Source organism: Streptomyces sp. NPDC025273 (assembly GCF_040638585.1).
GTDB lineage: Bacteria > Actinomycetota > Actinomycetes > Streptomycetales > Streptomycetaceae > Streptomyces > Streptomyces cinereorectus.
The window spans coordinates 300,432-326,077 of the sequence record NZ_JBEZYP010000004.1 but is presented as its reverse complement, the minus strand read 5'-3'; the positions used below and the strand labels follow the sequence as shown (position 1 = coordinate 326,077).

22 protein-coding genes and 1 pseudogene are annotated in these 25,646 nt (G+C 70.9%); 15 read left to right on the top strand and 8 right to left on the bottom strand.

Annotated features, from left to right (window positions below):
- Positions 1–31 precede the first annotated feature (31 nt).
- The 4 genes from AB0F38_RS10305 to AB0F38_RS10290 are packed head-to-tail and all read right to left on the bottom strand — an operon-like array spanning position 32 to position 5,180.
- The gene (locus AB0F38_RS10305; protein ID WP_361889682.1) at positions 32–985 is read right to left on the bottom strand and encodes an LD-carboxypeptidase; all 954 of its coding nucleotides are present in this window, start codon (positions 983–985) and stop codon (positions 32–34) included.
- Positions 982–2,991 carry a prolyl oligopeptidase family serine peptidase gene (locus AB0F38_RS10300; RefSeq protein WP_361889679.1) on the bottom strand — a complete coding sequence of 670 codons (2,010 nt, stop codon included), beginning with the start codon at positions 2,989–2,991 and terminating at the stop codon, positions 982–984. The genes AB0F38_RS10305 and AB0F38_RS10300 overlap by 4 nt, the downstream gene beginning before the upstream one ends.
- Before the next feature lie 22 nt (positions 2,992–3,013).
- Entirely contained in the window at positions 3,014–4,354 is a 1,341-nt protein-coding gene (locus AB0F38_RS10295) for a M20/M25/M40 family metallo-hydrolase (RefSeq protein WP_361889676.1), read from the bottom strand.
- Positions 4,347–5,180: a M55 family metallopeptidase gene (locus AB0F38_RS10290; protein ID WP_361889673.1), complete on the bottom strand. Its 834-nt coding sequence runs from the start codon at positions 5,178–5,180 to the stop codon at positions 4,347–4,349. The genes AB0F38_RS10295 and AB0F38_RS10290 overlap by 8 nt, the downstream gene beginning before the upstream one ends.
- Positions 5,181–5,454: 274 nt before the next feature.
- On the opposite strand from AB0F38_RS10290, the gene AB0F38_RS10285 reads away from it, so the two are divergent.
- The gene (locus AB0F38_RS10285; protein WP_361889670.1) at positions 5,455–6,540 is read left to right on the top strand and encodes a magnesium and cobalt transport protein CorA; all 1,086 of its coding nucleotides are present in this window, start codon (positions 5,455–5,457) and stop codon (positions 6,538–6,540) included.
- 19 nt (positions 6,541–6,559) lie between these two features.
- Here AB0F38_RS10285 and AB0F38_RS10280 read toward each other — a convergent pair whose 3' ends face one another.
- The gene (locus AB0F38_RS10280) at positions 6,560–7,561 is read right to left on the bottom strand and encodes an aldo/keto reductase (RefSeq protein ID WP_361889667.1); all 1,002 of its coding nucleotides are present in this window, start codon (positions 7,559–7,561) and stop codon (positions 6,560–6,562) included.
- 127 nt (positions 7,562–7,688) lie between these two features.
- On the opposite strand from AB0F38_RS10280, the gene AB0F38_RS10275 reads away from it, so the two are divergent.
- Complete coding sequence (locus tag AB0F38_RS10275; protein WP_361889664.1) at positions 7,689–8,579, top strand: LysR family transcriptional regulator; 891 nt, start codon at positions 7,689–7,691, stop codon at positions 8,577–8,579.
- A gap of 186 nt (positions 8,580–8,765) precedes the next feature.
- Here AB0F38_RS10275 and AB0F38_RS10270 read toward each other — a convergent pair whose 3' ends face one another.
- Positions 8,766–9,209, bottom strand: a complete 444-nt coding sequence (locus tag AB0F38_RS10270; protein WP_361889661.1) for an SRPBCC family protein — start codon at positions 9,207–9,209, stop codon at positions 8,766–8,768.
- Between the two features lie 149 nt (positions 9,210–9,358).
- Between AB0F38_RS10270 and AB0F38_RS10265 the strand changes: the two are divergent.
- The 3 genes and pseudogenes from AB0F38_RS10265 to AB0F38_RS10255 all read left to right on the top strand — a co-directional run.
- Positions 9,359–9,477: pseudogene (locus tag AB0F38_RS10265) on the top strand (radical SAM protein); the annotation flags it as partial.
- Positions 9,478–9,733: 256 nt separating this feature from the next.
- Positions 9,734–11,323 (top strand): alpha/beta hydrolase, encoded by a 1,590-nt coding sequence (locus AB0F38_RS10260; RefSeq protein WP_361889658.1) that lies wholly within the window; start codon positions 9,734–9,736, stop codon positions 11,321–11,323.
- A gap of 45 nt (positions 11,324–11,368) precedes the next feature.
- Positions 11,369–11,932, top strand: a complete 564-nt coding sequence (locus AB0F38_RS10255) for a GNAT family N-acetyltransferase (protein WP_361889655.1) — start codon at positions 11,369–11,371, stop codon at positions 11,930–11,932.
- Here the strand turns inward: AB0F38_RS10255 and AB0F38_RS10250 are convergent.
- Positions 11,910–12,482, bottom strand: a complete 573-nt coding sequence (locus tag AB0F38_RS10250) for an adenylosuccinate lyase (protein WP_361889652.1) — start codon at positions 12,480–12,482, stop codon at positions 11,910–11,912. The two genes, AB0F38_RS10255 and AB0F38_RS10250, sit on opposite strands and share 23 nt — an antisense overlap.
- Before the next feature lie 352 nt (positions 12,483–12,834).
- Between AB0F38_RS10250 and AB0F38_RS10245 the strand changes: the two genes are divergently transcribed.
- Together AB0F38_RS10245 and AB0F38_RS10240 are read left to right on the top strand one after the other, a co-directional pair.
- Positions 12,835–14,616: a 3-hydroxybutyryl-CoA dehydrogenase gene (locus AB0F38_RS10245; RefSeq protein ID WP_361889650.1), complete on the top strand. Its 1,782-nt coding sequence runs from the start codon at positions 12,835–12,837 to the stop codon at positions 14,614–14,616.
- Between the two features lie 251 nt (positions 14,617–14,867).
- Positions 14,868–15,683, top strand: a complete 816-nt coding sequence (locus tag AB0F38_RS10240) for a TetR family transcriptional regulator (protein ID WP_361889647.1) — start codon at positions 14,868–14,870, stop codon at positions 15,681–15,683.
- Between the two features lie 8 nt (positions 15,684–15,691).
- On the opposite strand, the gene AB0F38_RS10235 is transcribed toward AB0F38_RS10240, so the two are convergent.
- Positions 15,692–16,435, bottom strand: coding sequence for a restriction endonuclease (locus tag AB0F38_RS10235; RefSeq protein WP_361889644.1), 744 nt, complete (start codon positions 16,433–16,435; stop codon positions 15,692–15,694).
- A 129-nt stretch (positions 16,436–16,564) separates the two neighbouring features.
- Between AB0F38_RS10235 and AB0F38_RS10230 the strand changes: the two genes are divergently transcribed.
- From AB0F38_RS10230 to pssA, 8 genes are all read left to right on the top strand, one after another.
- On the top strand, positions 16,565–17,377 hold the full coding sequence (locus AB0F38_RS10230) for a GNAT family N-acetyltransferase (protein WP_361889641.1): 813 nt from the start codon (positions 16,565–16,567) through the stop codon (positions 17,375–17,377).
- A 343-nt stretch (positions 17,378–17,720) separates the two neighbouring features.
- On the top strand, positions 17,721–19,058 hold the full coding sequence (gene ccrA, locus AB0F38_RS10225) for a crotonyl-CoA carboxylase/reductase (RefSeq protein WP_361889638.1): 1,338 nt from the start codon (positions 17,721–17,723) through the stop codon (positions 19,056–19,058).
- Positions 19,059–19,067: 9 nt separating this feature from the next.
- Entirely contained in the window at positions 19,068–21,080 is a 2,013-nt protein-coding gene (locus AB0F38_RS10220; protein WP_361889636.1) for a protein meaA, read from the top strand.
- On the top strand, positions 21,077–22,051 hold the full coding sequence (locus AB0F38_RS10215; RefSeq protein WP_307124077.1) for a CoA ester lyase: 975 nt from the start codon (positions 21,077–21,079) through the stop codon (positions 22,049–22,051). Before AB0F38_RS10220 ends, AB0F38_RS10215 begins: the two co-directional genes overlap by 4 nt.
- Positions 22,052–22,053: 2 nt before the next feature.
- Positions 22,054–22,581: a MaoC family dehydratase gene (locus tag AB0F38_RS10210; RefSeq protein WP_361889633.1), complete on the top strand. Its 528-nt coding sequence runs from the start codon at positions 22,054–22,056 to the stop codon at positions 22,579–22,581.
- Positions 22,582–22,583: 2 nt separating this feature from the next.
- Positions 22,584–23,789 carry an acyl-CoA dehydrogenase family protein gene (locus tag AB0F38_RS10205; RefSeq protein ID WP_361889630.1) on the top strand — a complete coding sequence of 402 codons (1,206 nt, stop codon included), beginning with the start codon at positions 22,584–22,586 and terminating at the stop codon, positions 23,787–23,789.
- Between the two features lie 181 nt (positions 23,790–23,970).
- Positions 23,971–24,618, top strand: coding sequence for a phosphatidylserine decarboxylase (locus AB0F38_RS10200; protein WP_361889628.1), 648 nt, complete (start codon positions 23,971–23,973; stop codon positions 24,616–24,618).
- Positions 24,619–24,640: 22 nt separating this feature from the next.
- Entirely contained in the window at positions 24,641–25,468 is an 828-nt protein-coding gene (pssA, locus tag AB0F38_RS10195) for a CDP-diacylglycerol--serine O-phosphatidyltransferase (RefSeq protein ID WP_361889860.1), read from the top strand.
- Positions 25,469–25,646 lie beyond the last annotated feature (178 nt).

Genomic DNA, 25,646 nt, shown 5'->3' with positions numbered 1-25,646 from the left:
AGCTGTTCACTCCCCGGCGCGGTACGGGCCGTCAGAGCAGCGCGGGCACTTCGGCGGTGAGCGTGCAACGGCCGCCGTCCGCCGGGGCGTCCAGCACGGCGGGCACACCGAGCGGAACGGTCAGCGCCGTGGGACCGTGGCCGAAGCCCAGCTCCTCGACGACCGGTATCCCGAGCCCGCCGAGCCGGTCGGCGAGCACGGCGCGCACGCGCCCGTACGGTCCGCAGTCCTGCCACGAGCCGCACGCCACCCCCGCCACGCCGTCGAGGGCCCCGATGCGCAGCAGCCGGGTGAGGATGCCGTCGAGCCGGTACGGGTCCTCGGTGATGTCTTCGATCACCAGCAGCCCGCCCCGGGCGGAGGTCCGGGCGTGCGGGGTCCCCGCGTCCGCGGCGAGCAGACTCACGCAGCCGCCGTAGGTGATCCCCCGGGTCCTGCCGGGGACCAGCGGGGCCGCCGTGTCCAGGCCGAGCGTGCGCACCGACTCGGGCTCGAACAGGGTGGTGCGCAGCGACTCCTGCGTGGCCGCGTCCTTGAGGAAGACCTCGGTGGCGACCATCGGCCCGTGCAGGGTCGAGAATCCGGCCCGCAGGGCGAACGCCTCGTGCAGCACGGTGATGTCGCTGTAGCCGACGAACGCCTTGGGCCCGGCCGCCCGCAGGGCCGGCCAGTCCAGGAGGTCGACCATGCGGTGCGCGCCGTACCCTCCCCGGGCGCACAGCACGGCGTCCACGGACGGGTCGCACCAGGCCTCCTGGAGATCCCGGGCGCGGTGCTCGTCGGCACCGGCGAGGTGGTCGAGCTCCGGGTGCGTGTCGAGGACGTGGGGGGCGACCACCGGCTCCAGGTCCCAGCCGCGCAGCAGGTCGAGGCCCCTTTCCAGGCGGTCGGCCGGCACGGGACCGCTGGGCGCGACGACCGCGACCCGCGCACCGGGGCGCAGCCGGGCCGCCCGGGCGAGGGGGTGAAGGGTTCCCGGCGTCACTTCTTCAGCTCCAGGTGCGGTACGTCGGTGCGTTCGATGCCGAACGTCTGTGTGTAGAGGGAGAGTTCGGCCTCCAGCGCGCGGATCACGGTTTCCGCGCGCCGGAATCCGTGGCTCTCCCCCTCGAACGCGAGGTAGGCGTGCGGTACGCCGCGGCCCTCGATCGCGGCGAGGAACCGCTCGCACTGGACCGGTGGGCAGATCGGGTCGTCGAGTCCCTGGAGCAGCACGAACGGCGCGGTGAGCCGGTCGGTGCGGTTGATGGGCGAGCGCTCCCGGTAGCGTTCGGGCACCTCGGCGAGCGGGCCCACGAGCGATTCCAGGTACTGCGACTCGAAGTCGTGAGTCTCGCCGGTGGCCCATCCCGCCAGGTCGAGGATGGGGTAGCTGATCGCCCCGCAGGCGTACACGTCCGTGCCGGTGAGGGAGGCGGCCGCCGTCCAGCCGCCGGCGCTGCCGCCCCTGATGGCCAGCCGGTCGCGGTCGGCCGAGCCCTCCTCGGCCAGTCCGAGGGCGACGGCGGCGCAGTCCTCCACGTCGACGACGCCCCACTGTTCGCGGAGCCGTTCGCGGTAGAGCCTGCCGTAGCCGGTGGAGCCGCCGTAGTTGACTTCGGCGACGCCGATGCCGCGGGAGGTGAAGTAGGCGATCTCCAGGTCGAGCACGAGCGGATCGCGTCCGGTGGGTCCGCCGTGCACCCAGATCGCGTAGGGCGGCAGTTCGTCGTCGGGGCCGGTGCGGTCGGGGTGGTGCGGGGGGTAGACGTGGGCGTGGATCTCGCGGCCGTCCGGTCCGGTGAAGGTGCGGATCTGCGGCTCGGGGTAGTACGCGGGGTCGACGGCGTCCTGGTGGGGCGGGCCGATGGTCCGGGTGTGCCCGGTCGCGGTGTCGAGCTCCACCACCTCGTACGACGTGTGCGGGCTCGCGGCGATGCCGATGACCCGGGTGTCCTGCACGGCGAGCGTCTCGGCCCACGCGGTCCAGGGGCCGACGGCATCGACGAGTTCGCCCGTCTCCGGGTCGAGCACGCCGAGCCGGGTGGTGCCCCGGCCGTGGATCACGGCGATCAGCCCGTTGTCCAGCAGCCGGAACCAGCGCAGGCCGATCTTCCACAGCGGCCCGCCGAACTCCTCGGCGCGGCCGGAGCAGAGCCGGCTGCTGGGTACGACGGCGCCCGCGACGGCGTCCGGCCGGACCCGCTGGAGCTCCCACCAGCCGCCGATGTCCGACACGAAGAGCAGCGAGCCGTCCCGGTCCCACTCGACCTGGACGACCGATTCGTCGATGTCGCCGACGAGGGGCCGCACGCCGGTGAAGGAGCCCTCCGCGGTGACTTCGGCGATCATGACGACGGTGCCGTCCCACGGCATCCGCGGGTGGTCCCAGGCGATCCAGGCGGCTCTGCGGCCGTCGTGCGAGACTCTCGGACCGGTGACGAACCGGTGGCTCTCGTCGGTGAGTTCACGGACCGCGCCACGATCGGAGGCGGCCGAGCCGTCCAGCGGGACCGCGGCGATCACCCGGCGCACGTCGGTGGGCGATTCGCCGGTGAACTCCTCCAGGACGCACCAGACCTCACCGCCGGCGCCGCGGTCGAGGTGCAGTTCCGGGTCCACCCAGCGCAGCCCGCCGCCGACCTCGGACACCGGGGTGAGCGGCCAGGGATCGGCGGGCCCGTCCGGCGCGTACGCGTAGAGCCGCTGGTCGGGGAAGTGGACGAAGACGACCAGGGGTCCGCCCGCCTCGCGGGCCTCCCCCGCCCACGGCGCCCCGCCGTACTCGATGACGCGGCTGCGGGGGTTCCACGGCTCGGGGAGCACCGATGCCGTGGTGCCGTCGGCCCGGCGGCGCACCAGGGCCCGGCGGCCTCCCTCGGCCGGGCGCGGTTCCGTCCACCACACCTCCTCGCCGACGCTGCCGACGAACTCCGGCCGGCCGTCGTGCGAGGCGGCGAGCGCCGCGTCGATCGGTGACGGCCATGTGCCGTACGCCGCTGTGGACACCATGGGCGGTTCCCCCCGTAGTCGGTCAAACGGTGCGCAGGAAGTGGTCCAGGACCCGGACGCCGAAGTGCAGGGCGTCGACGGGGACCCGTTCGTCGACGCCGTGGAAGAGCGCCTGGTAGTCGAAGCCGACGGGCAGCTTCAGCGGTGAGAAGCCGTAGCCGGTGATGCCGAGGCGCGAGAACTGCTTGGCGTCCGTGCCGCCCGACATGCAGTACGGGACGGCGTGGGCGCCCGGGTCGAACAGCTCGACGGCGGCCCGCATCTTCGCGTACGTCGGTGAGTCGACCGGCGCCTGGAGGGGCACCTCGCGGTGGTGGAACTCCCACTCGACGCCGGGCCCGGTCAGCCGGTCCATGGTCTCGATGAACTCGTCCTCGGCGCCCGGCACCATGCGGCCGTCGATGTGGGCGGTGGCACGGCCCGGGATCACGTTGACCTTGTAGCCGGCGTCCAGCATGGTCGGGTTGGCGCTGTTGCGCACGGTCGACTCGACCAGCGCGGCCGCCGGGCCGAGCTTGCCCAGCAGTTCGTCCACGTCGAATCCGGGCGCGTCGAGGTCGACGCGGATGTGGTGGAGCGCGGCGATCTCGGTGAGGGCGGCCCGCACGGTCGGGGTCAGCCGCACCGGCCACTCGTACTCCCCGATCCGGGCGACGGCGGCGGCGAGGGCGCTGACGGCGTTGGCCCTGTTGACCTTGGATCCGTGTCCGGCCCTGCCCTCGGCGGTCAGCCGCAGCCAGCCGGTGCCCCGCTCGCCCGCCGCGATGGGATAGAGCGACATACCGGGTCCGGCGTGGAAGGTGAAGGCCCCGGACTCGCTGATGCCTTCCGTGCAGCCTTCGAAGAGCTCCGGGTGCCGGTCGGCGAGGAAGCCGGAGCCGTCCTCGGCACTGGCCTCCTCGTCAGCCGTGTAGGCGATGACGATGTCCCGGCGGGGGCGGACCCCTGCGCGCGCCCATCCACGGACGACGGCGAGGATCATCGCGTCCATGTTCTTCATGTCGACGGCGCCGCGTCCCCACACGACGCCGTCGCGGACCTCGCCGGAGAAGGGGTGCACGGTCCAGTCGGCCGCTTCGGCGGGCACCACGTCGAGGTGGCCGTGCACGAGCAGGGCGTCGGCGGACGGGTCGGTGCCCTCGATCCGGGCGACCACGTTCGTTCGTCCGGGCGTGCGCTCCAGCAGCGTGGGCTCCAGACCGGCGGCGGCCAGCCGCTCGGCCACGTACTCGGCCGCCGGGCGTTCCCGGCAGCTGCCGTCGCCGCTGTTGGTGGTGTCGATCCGGATCAGTTCGGAGGTGAACGTCACGGATTCGTCGAGCGCCAGGTCGTCGACGCCGGGCGGGTTGGTCGTCTCAGCCATACTGTTCCTCCACGGCGGACGACACGATCGTCGTCACCGCCTTGAACGTGCGAATACCTTCGTACATCGTCCCGCTGGTGTAGGCGACGCGCCGCTCGCCGCTGGGCGCCACGCCGGGCACCACGGTCGCGGCCGCCGCCAGGTGCTCGGCGTCGAACTCCAGCTCCACCGTGTACCCGCCCCCCGTCACGGGTGCGTGGCGCACGGCGAGTGCGGTCGCCTCCTTGGCCGCCGCCCTGATGTCGGCGGCGGTACGGGCCGGGGTGCGGCACACGGCGGCGTACCGCGACACATGGTCCTTCACGGCGACCTTGCGGGCGGCGGGGGCGTAGAGGTCTGCGTCCTTGCAGGTCAGGTCGTCGCCGGTGACGAGGATGACGGGGACACCGTACTCGGCCGCGACATGGGCGTTGAGCAGGCCCTCACTGGCGCGGACACCGTTCAGCCAGACCCCGGTGATCGAGTTGGCGAGATAGGTGTGGGCGAGCACGCCCTCCGTGCCGGCGCCGGTGTGGTAGCCGACGAACGCGACAGCGTCGACGTCCCCGTGCTGGATCCCCTCGACCATGGAGAGAGACTTGTGCCTGCCGGTGAGCATCTGGACGCGGTCGTCGAGCCGCTCCAGGAGGAGGTTGCGCATCGACCAGTGGGCCTCGTTGACGAGCACCTCGTCGGCGCCCCCGTCGTAGAAGCCGAGGGCCGCGGCGTTCACGTCGGAGGTGAACAGCGAGCGGCACCTCTCCCACTGCGGGGTGCCGGGCAGCACGTCGGCCGGCCACGTCACGCCGGTGGCGCCTTCCATGTCGGCGCTGACGAGGATCTTCACGGTGCTGCGGTCCTGTCGCTGGTCGGTCGGGTGCGTGACGTACGGTCACCGCATCCCTCGTGCGACATCGCTACCCGTACGGCTGACGGATATCCCCCGCCCGCTCTCCGGGAAGAGGATCTTCGTGCCGCATCACGGTACGCGCCGGGACGGCACGGGACCAGAGCCGCCGCGATCTGTCACTGGTCCAGTCCGGTGACGTGGGGGTGGGAACCGGCCGGTGGGCGAGGGTGGCACACTGGCCGCCGATCGTGCGAAGGAGTCCGCAGTGCCGATGATCCGCAATCTCCGCCGAGCGGTCCGCCGTGCCTACCGCGGCACGGTGGACCTGAGCCATCCGGCACGCTCGCCGCTCGGCAGCGCGGTGGTCAACTGCGTCGTGTACGACGAGGACGGGCTGCGGCATCCGTCCGACTGCCCGGCGGACGAGGCCCTGCGGCGGGTCCGGTCCTCGGGCCGGGGCTTCGTCTGGCTCGGTCTGCACGAACCGACCGCGGCCGAGGTCGCCGGTTTCGCCGACCTGTTCGCGCTGCATCCGCTGGCCGTCGAGGACTCGGTGCACGCCCGTCAGCAGCCCAAGGTGGAGCGGTACGACGGAACGCTGTTCGCGGTCTTCAAGACGTGCCGCTACGTCGAGCACGAGGAACTCACCGCGACCAGCGAGGTGGTCGACACCGGCGAGATCATGGTCTTCACGGGTGCCGACTTCGTGATCACCGTCCGGCACGGCAGCCACGGCTCGCTCGGCCCGCTGCGTGAGGACCTGGAGGCCACGCCGGAGCGGCTGGCCCAGGGACCGGCGGCCGTGCTGCACGCGATAGCCGACCGGGTGGTCGACGACTACCTCGTCGTGGCCGACTCCATGCAGCACGACATCGACGCCGTGGAGACCGCGGTCTTCAGCGAGCACGCGGGCCGGGGCGACGCGGGCCGCATCTACCAGCTGAAGCGCGAACTCCTGGAGTTCAAGCGGGCGGTGTCCCCGCTGGACCGGCCGCTGCAGGCTCTGGCGAGCCAGGTCATGGAGCCGGTGGGCCCCGGCTTCCAGCCGTACTTCCGTGATGTGGCCGGGCATCTGGCCCGCACGGCCGAGCAGATCGCCTCGTTCGACGCGCTGCTCGACTCCGTGCTGCAGGCCCATCTCGCGCAGGTGACCGTCGCCCAGAACGAGGACATGCGCAAGATCACGGCATGGGCCGCGATCGTCGCGGTGCCCACCATGGTGTGCGGGGTGTACGGCATGAACTTCGACCACATGCCGGAGCTGCGCTGGACCTACGGCTACCCGGCGGTCCTGGGTGTGATGGCCGTGGCGTGCTTCGTCATCCACCGCGGGTTCCGGCGCAACGGCTGGCTCTGACCCGCCGGGCCGTCAGTCCTCAGGGGCGGCCCGTGCCCTTGAGGAGCTCGTCGATCCGGGCGAGTTCCTCCTCGCCGAACTCCAGGTTGCGGACCGCCGCCACGCTGTTCTCCAGCTGGGCGACACTGCTCGCGCCGACGACGGCGGAGGTGACCCGGCCGCCGCGCAGCACCCAGGCCAGCGCCAGCTGGGCCAGGGACTGCCCGCGCTCCTGCGCCAGTTCGTTCAGCGCGCCCAGCCGGCCCACCAGCTCGGGGGTGACGGAGTCGGCCGACAGGAACGGGCTGGCACCCGCGGCGCGCGAGCCCTCCGGAATGCCCCGCAGATAGCGGTCGGAGAGGATGCCCTGCTCCAGCGGCGAGTAGGCGATGGAGCCGGTGCCGAGCTCGTCCAGGGCGTCCAGCAGCCCGTCCTCCACCCAGCGGTCCAGCATCGAGTAACGGGGCTGGTGGATGAGGAGCGGGGTGCCCAGCTCGTTCAGGATCCGGGCAGCCTCGCGGGTCTGTCCCGCGGAGTAGTTGGAGACGCCCGCGTAGAGCGCCTTGCCCTGGCGCACCGCGCTGTCCAGCGCACGCATCGTCTCCTCGAGCGGCGTGCCGGGGTCGAAGCGGTGCGAGTAGAAGACATCGACGTAGTCGATGCCGAGCCGGGTCAGGCTCTGGTCCAGCGAGGAGCGCAGGGACTTCGCGGACCCCCACTCCCCGTACGGACCGTCCCACATGTGGTAGCCGGCCTTGGTCGAGATCACTATCTCGTCCCGGAGGCGGGCGAAGTCCGTCTTCAGGGCGCGGCCCATCGCGACCTCGGCCGAGCCGGGCGGCGGCCCGTAGTTGTTGGCCAGGTCGAAGTGGGTGATGCCCAGGTCGAAGGCCCTGCGGAGGATCTCGCCCTGGCTCTCCGGGGTCCGGTCGCCTCCGAAGTTGTGCCACAGCCCGAGCGACAGCGCCGGGAGCAGCAGGCCGCTGCGGCCGGTGCGCCGGTAGGGCATGACGGTGTAGCGGTCGGCGGACGGAACGTACATGCGAGCACTCCACGGGAGAGGTCCGGGGGAGCGCGCCAGGTCTGGTGCGCGTGTCCAGACTGGCGGAGATCGATCCAGCGGTCCAACAGGAGATTCCACTGGGATTCATCGACTAGATTGCTCAATCATGGAACTGCGTCAGCTGGAGCATTTCGTCGCCGTCGCCGAGGAGCGGCACTTCACCCGCGCTGCGGAACGCCTCGCGGTGTCCCAGTCCGGGCTGTCGGCGTCCGTACGGGCGCTGGAGCACGAGCTGAGGACTCCCCTGTTCAGCCGCACCACGCGCACCGTGCGGCTCACGGAGGCGGGGCAGGCGCTGCTCGTGGAGGCGGAGCGCACGCTGGCGGGGGCCAGGGCGGCGCGGGAGGCCGTCGACGCCGTACGGGGGTTGCTGCGCGGCACGCTGACGCTGGGGGTCGAGCAGTGCGTGGCCGGCGTCAGCCCGGCCCGGCTGCTCGCCGCCTTCCACCGGGCGCATCCGCACATGGAGATCCGGCTCCGTCAGGAGGGCACCTCCAGCCTGCTGGAGGGGGTGGCCGGCGGCCGTCTGGACCTGGCGTTCGCCGCCACCGTCAGCCCGCTGGAGTGGCGGGGCGAGCTCATGCCGCTGGCGCGGGAGCCCATGGTCGTCCTGTGCGCACCCGGTCACCGCCTCGGCGAGGCGTCCCGGGTGGCGTGGACCGGGCTGCACGGTGAGCCGTTCATCGACTTCCACCCGGACTGGGGGCCGCGCCGCGCGGCGGACGAGGCGTTCGCCGCGGCGGGGGTGCGCCGGACGGTGGCGCTGGAGGTCAACGACGTACACAGCCTCCTGGAGCTGGTCCACGAGGGCCTCGGCATCGCGGTGGTGCCGCACCACTTCTCCCGCAAGCAGGAGGCCCGGGGGCTCGTGGTGGTGGAGCTCGACGGCACGCACCGGCCGGTCTACGAGAGCGTGGTGCTGCTCCCGCCCTCCCGGGCCATGAGCCCGGGGGCCCGGGCGTTGATGGCGCTGGTCAGGGAGGACCCGCCGCGCTGAGACCGCCGCACCGCCCGACCGGCCTTCCGGCAGCGCAAGGCCCGCAGGGCGCACGGCCCCGTCGCGGTACGGCTGTTCAGCCCTCGTGACCCAGCTGGAGATCGCGTGCGGCACACAACCGGCCGTCCCGGAGAACCACCCGTTCCGGTGAGGCCGGTTGCGGAGCCGGTGAAGTCAGCGCACGGGCTACTTCTCGACCTCGGCGGCGAGGTTCTGCAGCAGCTCGTCGTAGATGCGGCCGAGCCCCTTCGGGGCGAAGGTCCTCTCGAAGAAGCCGCCGATGCCTCCGGCACCGTCCCAGACGGTCGTGACGACGGCCTTGGACCTGCCCTCACCGGCCGGCGTGACGATCCAGGTGGTGACCATCGAGGAGTTGCGGTCCTTCTCGACCAGCTGCCCGTCGGTCGGCTCGGTGACCTCGAGCAGGCAGTCGCGCACCCGCTTGCTGGTGGCCTGGAGCTTCCAGTGCACGAGGGTGCCTTCGCCGTCTCCGCCCTCGCGCACCTCGTACTCGCTGAAGTGCCCGGTCAGCTCCTTGCCCCGGACCTCCTTGTAGTCGGCCAGCGCATCGAACACCGTCTCTGCGTCCGCCGCGATGATTCGCTCTGTCGTGGCCTCGACCTGCGCCATGCCTGTTCCTCCAGCACTCGGATGTTCGGGGTGAGGCTGAGCCAACCACCTCCGGTGCGACCCCTCAAAATCGGGCCCCGCGTTCTTGCCGCACACACTTACGGGAACAAGTGTTCTATTCTCTGCGCAGTGCCACCAAGGAGGCGTCCATGCGCTGGGACAATCTGGCCGAGAACACCGCAAAGACCGGGAACGGTGCGCTCTTCGCCGCGGACGCGGTGACCACGCGCACCTTCGACACACACCCGAATTCCAAGGGATCACCTTCTGCGGAAGCTGGCGGCCGAATTCGGCATCGGCCCCGCGCACCGGGGCGAGGCCCGCCGGATCTCCGTACCCGAGGCGCCCCTCCCGTTGCCGGACGGCACCGGCCCCACCCAGCTGACCCCGCTCCGACCGCGTCCGCGCGCCCGCTCGAACGGGTCAACTCTCGGTGGAATCCGTCCTGCCGTGCCCGGATTCGGGGAGCATCCGGCGGGGGCCGTGCCGCTCACCGGCGCGCTCCCTCCACCACGGGAGGCCATATGACGAAACGTGCAGGAATTCTGGTCGCGGTCGGCGCCACGGTCGCGGGCCTGGTGACCGTGGCCCCGTCCGCGGCGTCCACCACGTCCGACGGCTCCGCTGTGACGACTGCCGCCGCGGCGCCGCTGACGTGGACGGCCTGCGGGACGAAGACGTATCCGCGGCTGCAGTGCTCGACCATCCGCGCGCCGCTGGACCACGACCGCCCCTCGGGACGGCAGGTCACCCTCGCCCTGTCGCGGATCCCGCACACGGCGAAGAACACCCAGGGGCCGCTGCTGGTCAACCCCGGCGGCCCCGGCGGCAGCGGACTCTCGATGGCCGGCTTCGTCGCGGCCTCGCTGCCCGCCGGACTCGCCGCCGGGTACGACGTGATCGGCTTCGACCCGCGCGGAGTGGGGAGGAGCACCCCCGCCCTGGACTGCGTACCGAAGCACTTCGACCCGGTACGCCCCGACACCGTGCCGGACTCCCACGAAGCCGAGGAGGCCAACCGGGACCGGGCCGCGTCCTTCGCCGCCGCGTGCGGCGAGAAGCACGGCGACCTGCTGCCGTTCATGGACACCGTCAGCGCCGCGAAGGACCTCGACGTGATCCGCCGCGCCCTCGGCGCCCCGCGGATCAACTACTTCGGGTACTCCTACGGCACCTACCTGGGAGCGGTGTACGCCAAGCTGTTCCCCGAGCGGGTGCGGCGTCTGGTGCTCGACTCGGTCGTCGACCCGGACGGCGTCTGGTACGAGGACAACCTCGGCCAGGACCACGCCTTCGACGCCCGCCACAAGGCGTTCGCCGCCTGGGTCGCGAAGAACCACGCCACCTACGGCCTCGGCACCGGCCCGGCGCGGGTCGAAGCCGCCTGGTACCGGATGCGCGCCGCGGTGAAGGCGCATCCCGCGGGCGGAACGGTGGGCCCGAGCGAGCTGGAGGACACCTTCCTGCCGGGCGGGTACTACGACGGCTACTGGCCCCACCTGGCCCGGGCGTTCGCGGCGTACGTGAACGACGGGGACGAGGACGCGCTCGCCGCCGCCCACGAGGACTTCGCCGGCGGCGGCTCCGGCGGCGACAACGGGTACGCGGTCTACACGGCCGTGCAGTGCCGGGACTCCGCCTGGCCCCGGACCTGGACCACCTGGCGCAACGACACCTGGCGGGCGCACCGCAAGTCGCCCTTCATGGCGTGGAACAACACCTGGTACAATGCCCCCTGCGCGACCTGGCCGGTGGAGCCGCTGAACCCGGTGCGGGTCAGCAACCACGAGATCCCGCCGGCGCTGCTCCTCCAGGCCACCGACGACGCGGCCACGCCGTACGAGGGCGGTGTCACCCTGCACCGCAAGCTCAAGGGTTCCGCCCTGGTCGTCGAGCAGGGCGGCGGCAACCACGGCATCAGCCTGAGCGGCAACGACTGCCTGGACGCGTACCTGGTGGACTACCTCACCGACGGCACCGTCCCCCGGGGCGGCGGCAGCGGTGCCGACGCGGTCTGCGACGCGCTGCCGGAGCCGAAGCCGCTGACGACCGCGAAGTCGGGGACGAAGACCAGGGGCAGCACGCTGCACGGACTGCTCGGCTTCCGCGGCTGAGCCCCGGCACGGCCTTCCGCCGGGGCGTGCGCCAGGATGGACCGCATGACCACCCGGCCCACTCCCGCGTGCGCCCCCGGCGTACGAGTACGCGACATGGTGCCGGGTGACTGCGACGCCGTGGCGGAGATCCGGGTGCGCGGCTGGCGGTGGGCGTACGCCGGGATGGTTCCGCAGGCGTATCTGGACGCGATGGACGTCGCGCGGGACGCCGAGCAGCGCCGTCGCTCCCTCGCGGCGGGCGGCACACAGGTGCACGTGGTGGCCCTGACGCCGGACTCCACGGTGACCGGCTGGGCGTGTTACGGCCCCTGCCGTGACGCCGGTGCACCGCCCGGCCGCAGCGAGCTGTACGCGATCTACGCGCACCCGGACCGGATCGGCACAGGTGCGGGCCGCGCGATGCTGACGGAGCTGACCGCCCGCGCCGCCACGGCCGGATTCCGCGAGATGGCTCTCTGGGTGCTCAGGGACAACGTGCGGGCCCGCCGCTTCTACGAGCGGGCCGGGTTCCTGCCGGACGGTGCCGAGGAGTCCTTCGAGGCGGGGCGCGCCTCGGTGCCGGAGGTCCGGTACGTGCGCACGCTCACCCGGCAGGGAGCTGGCTGAGCGCCTCGGCCGCCGCAGCCCCGAGGCGCGGGTGCGCCAGCGCCGCCTCCAGGACCGGGCGGGCCCCGGCGTCCCCCAGAGTCCCCAGGCCCTCCACGCACGCGAGCGCGACGCGCCAGTGCGGCTCCCCGGGTGTCAGCAGTCGTCGCAGGGTGCCGGCCAGGGCGGGGACGGACTCGGGTGCGCGCAGGGCGGTCAGCAGGCGCACCGGGTGCAGGGCGTAGGCGGTGCGCAGGGTGTTGCCGGCAAGTGCCGCCGCGGCGGCGGGGGTTCGCGGGTCACCCAGGATCAGCAGGGCGTGCGCGGCCGAGACGCAGCGCTCGGGATCACGGTGGTTGAGGAGGAGGACCAGCGCCTCGAAGGCCCGGCGGTCACCGCGACAGGCGAGCCGGAACGCCGCGATCTCGCGGGCCCACAGCGGGCGTTCGCGCGCGACGAGGACACCGGCCAGCTCCTCGTCGTCCTCCGTGCCGAGGAGTCGCCGGAAGGCCGCCGACTCCCCCGCCTCGGCCCGCAGCCGGTCCGTCAGTGAGCGGAACTCCTCATCCATGACCGTCAGTTTATCGGTGCACACGGACCGTGTCGGGCAGAAGTGTGGGCCAGTGCACAGCGGCCCGGGACTGGCGCGCTCGTTACTCGCCGGTTAATCTCAAGTGAGCGGGACACACACCCCGTCGGCTCCGGTGGCCTGGTGACGCAGCCACCCGGAGTGCTTGTCGGTTCGGCAGCTTTGTGAGACGCGACTCGGGACAGAGTCCGTCACCCTTTCCCGGTTCCGGCGTGCTCCACGCACGCGGGGCCTGTGCACCACGACACGCATCTTCCGCACGCCGAGCGCCGGTCGGTCCCGACCACGGCGCCGCCGTGCTCCTCACAGTCGTCACTCACCCTGGAGTCCCGTGATGGACACCCCGCTCAGCACCATTGCCGTCGTCGGCCTCGGCACCATGGGAACCGGCATCGCCGAGGTCCTGGCCCGCGCCGGCCGCGAGGTCATCGGCATCGACATCAGCGAAGCCGCCGCCCGTCAGGCCGTCGCCTCACTGGAGGCCTCCACCGCCCGCGCCGTGCAGCGCGAGCGGATCACGGAGCAGGAGCGGCGCGACGTCCTCGCCCGGTTCAGGACGTTCTCCGATCTGCAGGCCGCGGCGAACGCGGAGCTGGTCATCGAGGTCGTGCCGGAGACGTACGAGATCAAGCAGCAGGTCTTCCGGGAGCTCGACGCCGTGGTCTCCCCCACCGCGATCCTCGCGACGGGCACCAACGCCCTGTCCGTGACCCGGCTGGCAGCCGAGTCCCGGCACCCCGAGCGCGTCCTGGGCCTGCACTTCTTCAATCCGGCACCCGCGATGAAGCTGGTCGAGGTGGTCTCCTCCGTGCTGACCGCGCCGCCCGCCGTGGAGAGCGTGACCCGGCTGGCCCGTGAGCTGGGCAAGGAGCCGGTCGCGGTCGGCGACCGGCCGGGATTCGTCGCGGACGGGCTGCTGTTCGGCTACCTCAACCAGGCCGCCGCGATGTACGAGGCGAACTACGCCTCCCGTGAGGACATCGACGCCGCGATGAAGCTGGGCTGCGGGCTGCCGATGGGCCCCCTCGCCCTGCTCGACCTGATCGGCATAGACACCGCCCGCACGGTCCTGGAGGCCATGTACTCGGCGTCGCACGACCGGCTGCACGCCCCCGCCCCCGTGCTGGGACAGCTCACCGAGGCGGGCCTGACCGGCCGCAAGACGGGCCGGGGCTTCTACACGTACGACGCCCCCGGCGGCCAGAGCGTGGTGCCGGACGCCCTGACCCCGCGGGAGAGCGCGGGCCGGGTGGCCGGGCGGGAGGTGTCCTCGGTGGGTGTCGCCGGGTCGGGGACGATGGCCTCGGGCATCGCGGAGGTCTTCGCGAAGGCCGGGTTCACCGTGGTCCTCGCCGCGCGCAGCCAGGAGAAGGCCGACACGGCCAGGGCCCGGATCGGAAAGTCGCTGGAGCGGTCGGTCGCCAAGGGGCGGCTGACGGCCGAGGCCCGGGACGAGACACTCGCCCGGATCACGGCGGCCGGTTCGCTGGACGCCTTCACCGAGGTCGATCTCGCGGTCGAGGCGGTCGCCGAGGACCTGGAGATCAAGCAGCAGCTGTTCAGGACGCTGGACAAGGTCTGCAGGCCGGGCGCGGTGCTGGCCACCACGACTTCGTCGCTGCCGGTCGTGGCGATCGCCAAGGTCACGTCGCGCCCCGAGGACGTCGTCGGCATGCACTTCTTCAACCCGGCGCCCGCGATGAAGCTCGTCGAGGTGGTCCGCACGGTGCTGACCGCCGACGACGTGCACGCCACGGTCCGCGAGGTCTGCGTGAAGGTGCGCAAGCACCCGGTGGACTGCGGTGACCGGGCGGGCTTCATCGTGAACGCGCTGCTGTTCCCCTACCTCAACAACGCGATCAAGATGGTCGAGGAGCACTACGCGACCCTCGACGACATCGACGCGGCGATGAAGCTGGGCGGCGGCTACCCGATGGGACCGTTCGAGCTGCTGGACGTCGTCGGGCTCGACGTGTCGCTCGCCATCGAGAAGGTCCTGCACAACGAGTTCCGCGACCCGGGCCTGGCCCCGGCTCCGCTGCTCGAGCACCTGGTGGCCGCCGGCTGCCTCGGCCGCAAGACGGGGCGCGGCTTCCGCGAATATGCCCGCCGCTGAGAGGGTCCGGCAGCGGTCGGCGCGGATGAAGGAGCGGGGCCGGGGTGCGTGCATCGCGAGGCGGAGGACCGAGGCATGGCGGACGGGTGACTGACGACGACGCGGCGAGGTGCGTGCCCCGGTCCCGCCACGCCGCGAAGCCCGCTGCCGGACCCTCCGCGCCGGGTGCCGGGTGGGGCGGGCTGCTGGGGCCCTCGGACGGCCCGCCCCCACAGGCGCACGCTCCCGCGCGGATGGGTTACGTTCACACCATGTCCCAACCCGCCAAGTCCCCCCGTTCCTCCGCCGCGTCCGACGCCACGGAGAGCGCCGCGGGCACCCGCGCCGCCGCCCAGCGGCTGAAGATGCGCCGCGAGCTGGCCGCCGCGGCCATGGAACTGTTCGCCACGAAGGGGTACGAGGCGACGACGGTCGACGAGATCGCGGGGGCTGCCGGGGTCGCCCGGCGCACGTTCTTCCGCCACTTCCGCTCGAAGGAAGAGGCCATCTTCCCGGACCACGACGACACCCTCGTCAGGGCCGAGGCCGTCCTCAACGCCGCTCCCGCGCACGAGCACCCGCTCGACACGGTGTGCCGCGGCATCAAGGAGGTCATGAAGATGTACGCGGCGAAGCCGGCGGTCTCCGTGGCGCGCTACAAGCTGACCCGCGAGGTCCCCACGCTGCGGGAGGCCGAGATCGCCTCGGTGGCCCGCTACGAGCGGCTGTTCACCCGCTACCTGCTGGGCCACTTCGACGAGCGCGACCACCACGTGGGCAATGACGACCCGCTGCTGGCCGAGGTCGCCGCGTCCGCCGTGGTGACCGCGCACAACCACGTCCTGCGGCGCTGGCTGCGGGCGGACGGCCAGGGGGACGTGGAGTCGCAGCTCGACCACGCGTTCGCGATCGTGCGGGACACCTTCGGGACCGGGATCGGCGCCGGCCGGACCGCGGACAGCGAGCCGGCGAAGGCCCCGGCCGCCTCGGTGGCCGCAGGGGGTGAGGTGCTGGTGGCGGTGGCCCGGACCGACGCACCGCTGGACGAGGTCATGCGGACGATCCAGCAGGCCCTGACGGACCGCTGAGAGGGCGCTCACCTCTCGACGGGCTGTGCGGCCTCCGCGGCGTGCCAGGGCGGGGGAGCGCCGTACTCGCTCCACGCCGTGAGTCCGTCGAGGTCGACGCACACGATGCCGCACCGCTCCGCGTACTCGAGAGCCGGTTCGGTGAAGGCGCTGGTGGTGACGAGGACGGCCGTCCCGGCCTCGTGCACGGCGTAGCAGGTGCCGCCGAAGCGCTGGAGGTCCTGCGAGCCGACCTTGTTCTCGGCCGTGTACCTCTTGCACTGGACGACCAGGCGCCGGCCGTCGGGCGTGGTGCCCACGACGTCGGCCCCGAGATCCCCGGCACCGCCGACGACTTCGGCGTCCGTGCAGCCGTCCCGGCGGCACAGGGCGGCGACGGCCTCCTCGAAGTCGTACGGGTCCATGCCCTGCCAGTCGACCGGCTCAGGGCGCTGTACGGGCTCGGGGGCGGGCCGCTCCTCCAGTGTGGTGTCCACCACCTCGTACACGGCCTCCAGAGCCGCCGCCGCGGCCCTGGCGCCCGCCTTGCGGTTGCGGCGGCGACGCAGGAGCGCCACGGCCCCGGCCACCAGCGCGAACACCGTGACGCCGGCCACCCCCGGGTGCCGTTCGGCGCTCTCCAGGGCCGTGCGCAGCGTCAGCCCGGCACCACAGAGCAGTACGGCGACGAGAACGAAGCCGAACGCCGTCCGGCGGACGCTGAATTCGGACCGGCGGTCTCTTCGGACGCGTCCGCGCACCTGTATCGGCATCGGGTACCCCACCCCTGTTCGTCGTGACCGGTTCAAGATCACTTCCGTCTGCCCCCGCCGGCCGCGTTGACGCACGCGCCCGAGGAATACCCGATGGCCCGGCCGCGCTCCCCGTGTTCGGATGCGCGGATGGAAACCTGGAGCACGCTGACCCTCTTCGACCGCGAGATGCGCGAACACGCCCGCCCCGACGGCCCCGGTGTACGGGTCGAACGGGTGGGCGACGTCGTGCGCCAGACCGGCGCCGCCGACGACTGGAACGGCGTCGTCTGGACGGCTCCGGACCTGACGCCCGTACGGGCCGAGGCGGAGATCGCGGCGCAGGTGGAGCACTACACCGCGCTCGGGCACGACACGTTCGAATGGAAGCTGTACGCACACGACAGCCCCACCGACCTGGGAGAGCGCCTGACGGCAGCCGGTTTCGAGGCCGAGCCACCGGAGACACTGCTGGTCGCGCCCGTCGCGGACCTGCCCAGGGACGTGGCGCTCCCCGCGGGCGTCCGGCTGCGGACGGTGACCGACCGGACCGGGGTGGAGCTGATGGTCCGGGCTCATGAGCTGGCCTTCGGCACGGACGGCTCGCGGCTGCGCCACCAGACCCTGGCCCGGCTCGACTCCGCCCCGGACACCCTGGTGGCCGTGGTGGCACTGTCGGACGGCGAGCCTGTCTCCTCGGCCCGCATGGAGCTGCACCCGGGCACCGGCTTCGCGGGCCTCTGGGGCGGTGGGACCGCGGCGCCCTGGCGGGGCCGGGGCATCTACCGGGCGCTGATCGCGCACCGCGCCCGTATCGCCGCCGAGCGGGGCTACCGCCATCTGCAGGTCGACGCCACGGATCAGTCCGCTCCGATCCTGCGGCGGATGGGCTTCACGGCGCTGAGCACGACCACGCCGTACGTCTACCGCACCACGCCGCAGGTGCTCACCCGACGGCATTGATCGGGCATACCGCCCATGATGTTGCTCATGCGTGCCCAGCAGATGACAAGTGAGAGAAATTGTTGGCACTCGGTGCCTTGCGACCTGTCACGGAGTGCCATACGTTGAAGGAGTCCGGGCGGCCGGCGTGCAGAGACCTCTCGTACGCCGGCTGTCCCCGCAAACCACGTGTCTGCGCGCCCGGGCGCCTGCGTCACAGGCAACCTTCTGCTCCACCGAGCAGGCCGAAGCACCACCCGCCGAACCGACGGCACACCTCCAGACCGCACCGCTCCCCCCTTGTCCACAGGGGTCTCTCCAGCGTTCCTCGGCGCTGGGGACCCGATCTGCCGGAGGCATCACCGTGAAGGAAATCCTGGACGCGATCCAATCGCAGGACAGCACCGCCGCGGACTTCGCGGCCCTGTCCATCCCCGAGTCGTACCGCGCGGTGACCGTGCACAAGGACGAGGCGGAGATGTTCGCCGGGGTCGCCAGCCGCGACAAGGACCCGCGCAAGTCCCTCCACGTGGAGGACGTGCCGGTGCCCGAGCTCGGCCCGGGCGAGGCCCTGGTCGCGGTCATGGCCAGCTCGGTCAACTACAACTCCGTGTGGACCTCGATCTTCGAGCCCGTCTCGACCTTCGGCTTCCTGGAGCGCTACGGCAAGCTCAGCGACCTCAGCAAGCGCCACGACCTCCCGTACCACGTCATCGGCTCCGACCTCGCGGGCGTCGTGCTGCGCACCGGGCCCGGCGTCAACGCCTGGAACCCGGGCGACGAGGTCGTCGCGCACTGCCTGTCCGTCGAGCTGGAGTCCTCCGACGGTCACAACGACACGATGCTCGACCCCGAGCAGCGCATCTGGGGCTTCGAGACCAACTTCGGCGGCCTGGCGGAGATCGCCCTGGTCAAGTCGAACCAGCTGATGCCGAAGCCGAAGCACCTCAGCTGGGAGGAGGCCGCGTCCCCCGGCCTGGTCAACTCCACCGCGTACCGCCAGCTCGTCTCGCGCAACGGCGCCGGCATGAAGCAGGGTGACAACGTGCTGATCTGGGGTGCGAGCGGCGGACTCGGTTCGTACGCCACCCAATTCGCGCTGGCCGGCGGCGCCAATCCGATCTGCGTCGTGTCCAGCGACCAGAAGGCGGACATCTGCCGGAAGATGGGCGCGACCGCCATCATCGACCGCAACGCCGAGGACTACAGGTTCTGGAAGGACGAGCACCACCAGGACCCGCGCGAGTGGAAGCGGTTCGGCAAGCGCATCCGTGAGCTGACCGGCGGCGAGGACGTGGACATCGTCTTCGAACACCCGGGCCGCGAGACCTTCGGCGCGAGTGTGTACGTGACCCGCAAGGGCGGCACCATCGTCACCTGCGCCTCGACCTCGGGCTACAACCACGAGTACGACAACCGCTACCTGTGGATGTCCCTCAAGCGGATCATCGGCTCCCACTTCGCCAACTACCGCGAGGCCTGGGAGGCCAACCGCCTGATCGCCAAGGGCAAGATCCACCCGACGCTCTCCAAGGTCTACTCCCTGGAGGACACCGGCCAGGCGGCGTACGACGTGCACCGCAACCTCCACCAGGGCAAGGTCGGCGTCCTCGCGCTGGCGCCCCGCGAGGGCCTGGGCGTGCGCGACGAGGAGCTCCGCGAACAGCACATCGACGCCATCAACCGCTTCCGCAACGTCTGAGGTTCATCGATGACCGAACGTCAGAAGGACCGTCCGTGGCTCATGCGGACGTACGCCGGTCACTCGACCGCCGAGGCGTCCAACGAGCTCTACCGGCGCAACCTCGCCAAGGGCCAGACGGGTCTGTCGGTCGCCTTCGATCTGCCGACGCAGACCGGGTACGACCCCGACCACATCCTCGCCCGCGGCGAGGTGGGCCGGGTCGGCGTGCCCGTCTCGCACCTCGGTGACATGCGGCGGCTGTTCCAGGACATCCCGCTGGAACAGATGAACACCTCCATGACGATCAACGCCACCGCGATGTGGCTGCTGGCGCTCTACCAGGTCGTCGCCGAGGAGCAGGGGGCCGACCCCACGAAGCTCCAGGGCACGACGCAGAACGACATCGTCAAGGAGTACCTGTCGCGCGGGACGCACGTCTTCCCGCCCGGTCCTTCGCTGCGGCTGACCACCGACATGATCACGTACACGGTCAACCACATCCCCAGGTGGAACCCGATCAACATCTGCAGCTACCACCTGCAGGAGGCGGGAGCCACTCCGGTCCAGGAGATCGCGTACGCGATGTCGACGGCCATCGCGGTCCTCGACGCCGTACGCGACTCCGGGCAGGTTCCCGAGGAGAAGTTCGGCGACGTCGTCGCCCGTATCTCCTTCTTCGTGAACGCGGGCGTCCGCTTCATCGAGGAGATGTGCAAGATGCGCGCCTTCGGCCGCATCTGGGACCGGGTCACCCGCGAGCGGTACGGCATCGTGAACGCCAAGCAGCGCCGCTTCCGCTACGGCGTGCAGGTCAACTCCCTCGGGCTGACCGAGGCGCAGCCGGAGAACAACGTGCAGCGCATCGTCCTGGAGATGCTGGCGGTCACCCTCTCCAAGGACGCCCGCGCCCGCGCGGTGCAGCTGCCCGCGTGGAACGAGGCGCTGGGGCTGCCCCGCCCCTGGGACCAACAGTGGTCGCTGCGCATCCAGCAGGTCCTCGCGCACGAGAGTGACCTGCTGGAGTACGAGGACATCTTCGCCGGGTCTCATGTCATCGAGGCCAAGGTGGAGGAACTGGTCACCGAGTCACTGGCCGAGATCGACCGGATCCAGCAGATGGGCGGCGCGATGGCCGCCGTCGAGTCCGGCTACCTCAAGTCGGAGCTGGTCTCCTCGCACGCCGCCCGGCGGGCCCGGATCGAGGGCGGCGAGGAGAAGATCGTCGGCGTCAACATCTACGAGACGACGGAACCGAACCCGCTGACCGCCGACCTGGACGCGGCGATCATGACCGTGGACCCCGCCAACGAGGCCCGGGTGGTCGCCGCCCTGCACGAATGGCGCGACAACCGTGACGAGGCCCGTGCCTCCGAGGCGCTCGCCGCGCTGAAGAAGGCCGCCGCCGGCACCGAGAACATGATGGAGGCGACCGTCGAGTGCGCCCGCGCCGGTGTCACCACCGGCGAGTGGTCCTGGGCGCTGCGGGACGTGTTCGGCGAGTTCCGGGCGCCGACGGGTGTCTCGTCCGCGCCGGTCGCCGTGTCCGCCGAGGCCGGCACCCCGCTCGCCCTGGTCCGCGAGAAGGTCGCCCGCACCGCCGACGACCTGGGCGCGGGCCGCCTGCGCCTGCTGGTGGGCAAGCCGGGCCTGGACGGGCACTCCAACGGGGCCGAGCAGATCGCCGTCCGGGCCCGTGACGCGGGCTTCGAGGTGGTCTACCAGGGAATCCGGCTCACCCCGGAACAGATCGTCTCGGCAGCCGTCGCGGAGGACGTGCACTGTGTCGGTCTGTCGATCCTGTCCGGATCGCACGCCGAGCTGGTGCCGGACGTACTGACCCGGCTGCGCGAGGCGGGCGCCACCGACATCCCGGTGATCGCGGGCGGCATCATTCCGCCCGCCGACGCCGCCGCACTGATCGGGGCCGGCGTCGCCGCCGTGTTCACCCCGAAGGACTTCGGTATCACCGAGATCATCGGCCGTATCGTCGACGAGATCCGGAAAGCGAACAAGCTCGACCCTCTGGAGGTCCCCGCATGACCACGCCCTCGTCCCCCGTGAACCGGCTGCGCCCGCGCCGCTCGTGCCTGGCGGTCCCCGGCTCGAACCCGCGGTTCCTGGAGAAGGCCCAGGGCCTTCCAGCCGACCAGGTCTTCCTGGACCTGGAGGACGCCTGCGCGCCGCTCGCCAAGGAAGGCGCCCGTCACCACATCGTCGACGCGCTCAACAACGGCGACTGGACGGGCAAGACCCGGGTCGTGCGGGTGAACGACTGGACGACGCACTGGACGTACCGCGACGTCATCACGGTCGTCGAGGGCGCGGGCCCGAACCTCGACTGCATCATGCTGCCGAAGGTCCAGGACGCCCAGCAGGTCGTCGCGCTGGACCTGCTGCTCACCCAGATCGAGAAGACGATGGGCTTCGAGGTCGGGAAGATCGGCATCGAGGCGCAGATCGAGAACGCCAAGGGCCTGGTGAACATCGACGACATCGCCGCCGCCTCGCCCCGCCTGGAGACCCTGATCTTCGGCCCGGCCGACTTCATGGCCTCGATCAACATGAAGACCCTGGTCGTCGGCCAGCAGCCGCCCGGCTACCCGGCGGACGCGTACCACTACATCCTGATGCGCATCCTGATGGCGGCCCGTACGCACGACCTCCAGGCGATCGACGGACCGTTCCTGCAGATCCGCGACGTGGACGCGTACCGCGAGGTCGCCGGCCGTGCCGCGGCTCTGGGCTTCGACGGCAAGTGGGTGCTGCACCCCGGTCAGGTCGACGCGGCCAACGAGGTGTTCTCGCCCTCGCAGGAGGACTACGACCACGCCGAGCTCATCCTCGACGCGTACGACTGGTGCACCTCGGAGGAGGGCGGCAAGAAGGGCTCGGCCATGCTCGGCGACGAGATGATCGACGAGGCCAGCCGCAAGATGGCGCTGGTGATCGCGGGCAAGGGCCGCGCGGCCGGCATGCAGCGCACCTCCAAGTTCGAAGCACCGGAGGCCTGATCATGCAGTTCGGACGGACCTATGAGGAGTTCGAGGTCGGTGCCGTCTACAAGCACTGGCCCGGGAAGACGGTCACGGAATACGACGACCACCTCTTCTGCCTGCTGACCATGAATCACCACCCGCTGCACATGGACAGCAACTACGCCGGGAAGACGACCGATTTCGGAAAGAACGTCGTTGTCGGCAACTACATCTACTCGCTGCTGCTCGGCATGTCGGTGCCGGACGTGTCCGGCAAGGCGATCGCCAATCTGGAGGTGGAGTCGCTGAAGCATGTCGCGCCGACCTTCCACGGCGACACGATCTACGGCGAGACGACCGTGCTCGACAAGACCCCGTCGAGGTCCAGGAGCGACCGCGGCATCGTTCATGTCGAGACGAGGGGCTACAAGCAGGACGGCACGCTGGTCTGCGTGTTCCGTCGCAAGGTGATGGTCCCCACCGAGACGTACATCACGGAGCGTGGCGGCGAGCAGCCCGGCCGCCCTGAGCCGATCCAGCCGCCGCAGAAGAACGTGGAGAAGTAGCCATGAGCCGACTCGCGCAGACCGCCGGCCTGACGGACGTCCAGCAGGAAATCCTCTCCACGGTCCGGGATTTCGTCGACAAGGAGATCATTCCTGTCGCGACCCGCCTGGAGCACCGCGACGAGTACCCGACGGAGATCGTCGAAGGACTCAAGGAACTCGGTCTGTTCGGGCTGATGATTCCCGAGGAGTACGGCGGTCTGGGCGAGTCGCTTCTCACCTACGCCCTGTGCGTCGAGGAGATCGCCCGCGGCTGGATGAGCGTGTCGGGCATCATCAACACGCACTTCATCGTGGCGTACATGCTCAAGCAGCACGGCACGCAGGAGCAGAAGGACACGTTCCTGCCGCGGATGGCGCTCGGCGAGGTGCGGGGCGCCTTCTCGATGTCCGAGCCGGCCCTGGGTTCCGATGTCTCCGCGATCACGTCCAAGGGCGTGAAGGAGGGCGACGAGTACGTCCTCAACGGCCAGAAGATGTGGCTGACGAACGGCGGAACGTCCACGCTGGTAGCCGTCCTCTGCAAGAGTGACGAAGGACACCCCGAGGGCACCGCGCCCCACAAGTCGATGACGACCTTCCTGGTGGAGAAGGAGGCGGGCTTCGGCGAGGTCCGCCCCGGTCTCACCATCCCGGGGAAGATCGACAAGATGGGCTACAAGGGCGTCGACACGACCGAGCTCATCATGGACGGCCTGCGCGTTCCGGCCAATCGTGTACTGGGGGGCACGACCGGCCGAGGTTTCTACCAGATGATGGACGGTGTGGAGGTCGGCCGGGTAAATGTCGCAGCGCGTGGTTGTGGCGTCGCGCAGCGTGCATTCGAGCTGGGTGTCTCGTACGCGCAGCAGCGTCATACCTTCGGAAAGCCGATCGCCCAGCACCAGGCGATCCAGTTCAAACTGGCTGAAATGGCCACCAAGGTCGAAGCCGCCCATGCGATGATGGTGAATGCGGCACGCAAGAAGGACTCCGGGGAGCGAAACGACCTGGAGGCAGGGATGGCGAAGTACCTCGCCTCCGAGTACTGCAAGGAAGTCGTCGAGGACGCCTTCCGTATCCACGGCGGTTACGGCTTCTCCAAGGAGTACGAGATCGAGCGCCTCTACCGTGAGGCCCCGATGCTGCTGATCGGTGAAGGTACCGCCGAGATCCAGAAAATGATCATCGGTCGCCGGCTCCTCGAGGAGTACCGGTTCCAGGGCTGATTGTCCCCTTCAAGGTGATTTGGTGGCGAAGAACATCACACCGAGTCATCCTCGTCCGGAGCCTTTCAGCTGTCCGACTCGGCTGCTGGCTTGCCCAGTTGCCGCTCGCACCCGATAGCATCGCCGGAAAGCCGCCGTCCCCCCGTTGCCTGCGCGGCATCATCCGCTACGAAGGTCATCCATGCCCGACAGTCAGAACTCTGCACCACGCGGCGGGGTCCGCCTTGCCCGCGGAGCATCGCCGTGGCTCCTCCCGACCGTCGCCACCGCGGCACTCAGCCTCGCCCGGGCCCGCAGGTCCGGACGCTGGGCCGCCGTGGCCGTGCCCACCACCGCGCTCGCGGCGGGCATGCTGTGGTTCTTCCGCGACCCCGAGCGCGAGATCACCCAGGGTCGCGTCATCTCGCCGGCCGACGGTGTGGTGCAGAGCATCATGCCGTGGAAGGACGGGCGCACCCGCGTCGCGATCTTCATGAGCCCGCTGAATGTGCATGTGAACCGGGCGCCACTGTCCGGCACCGTGACATCGGTCGAGCACATCCCGGGCGGGTTCGTGCCGGCGTTCAACAAGGAGAGCGAGAACAACGAGCGTGTTGTCTGGCACTTCGACACGGAGCTCGGCGACATCGAGATGGTGCAGATCGCGGGAGCGGTCGCCCGTCGCATCGTCCCCTACATCCCGCAGGGTACGAAGGTGGAGCAGGGCGAACGCATCGGTCTGATCCGGTTCGGCTCGCGCGTCGACATCTACCTTCCGGAAGGTATCGATGTCGCGGTCGAGGTCGGCCAGGCCACCACCGCGGGGGTGACTCGAATTGACCGTGATTGATCCTGATACACAGGCCGGCTGGGTGCCGGAGGCCGTCGAGGACGAGGACTCCGACGGCACGGAGGACATGCCGCTCTCCATGCGGCTGTCGATAGCCGACACGCTCACCCTCGGTAACGCCACGTGCGGATTCATGGCGGTGTACTTCACCACCACGGGGATCCTCATCCCGCATCTCACGGGCAGCGACGAGACGGGCATGGCCCGGCACTCCGCGGCCACGGCGGTCATCCTCATGCTCCTGGCCGCCGTGTTCGACCTCTTCGACGGGCTCGTGGCGCGCAAGCTGCGTTCCTCGCCGATGGGCGCGGAGCTGGACAACCTCTCCGACCTGATCAGCTTCGGGCTCGCCCCGGCGTACTTCGTGCTCGTGTACGGGATGGTCGCGGACGACGCGCACCAGAGGGTGTCCGCGCTCGCGGCGATCGTGGTGCTGCTGGCGGTGGTGCTCAGGCTTGCCAGATTCTCCTGCGTGACCCTGAAGGACGGCATGTTCCAGGGCATGCCGAGCCCCTTCGGAGCGCTCACGGTCGTCTCGATCGTGCTCCTGGAGCTGCCTTTCGTGCCGACGCTGCTCGCGATCGTCGGAGTGGCGTGGCTCATGGTCAGCCGGGTCGAGTACCCGAAGCCGCGGGGTGTCCTCGCGGTGGCGATGCTCAGCTGGATCGTGGCCGCGATGGGGCTCCTGGCCGCATGGGCGTTCGACGCCCCCGGCGGCCAGCTGCTCCTGCAGACCGGCTGTGCGCTGCAGGTCGTGCTGGGTGCGGTGATCCCGCTCTTCGCCACGGCGCGGCGGGTGAACACCTTCCGCGACAACCGGCGCGAGGCACGGGCGGCACAGCTCCCGTAGCCGTACGGAACGGACAGTGACGAGGGCCCGGATGCTCCCCAGCGTCCGGGCCCTCGCGCGTGCGGGATGATCACGATGTCCCTGACGCACGGTGGGCGTATCGTCCCTTATAAGCCGTTCCAACCGGATGCCCGGACAAGCCGTCGTCACCGGATGCCCCGCCGCTCGTCACCGAGAA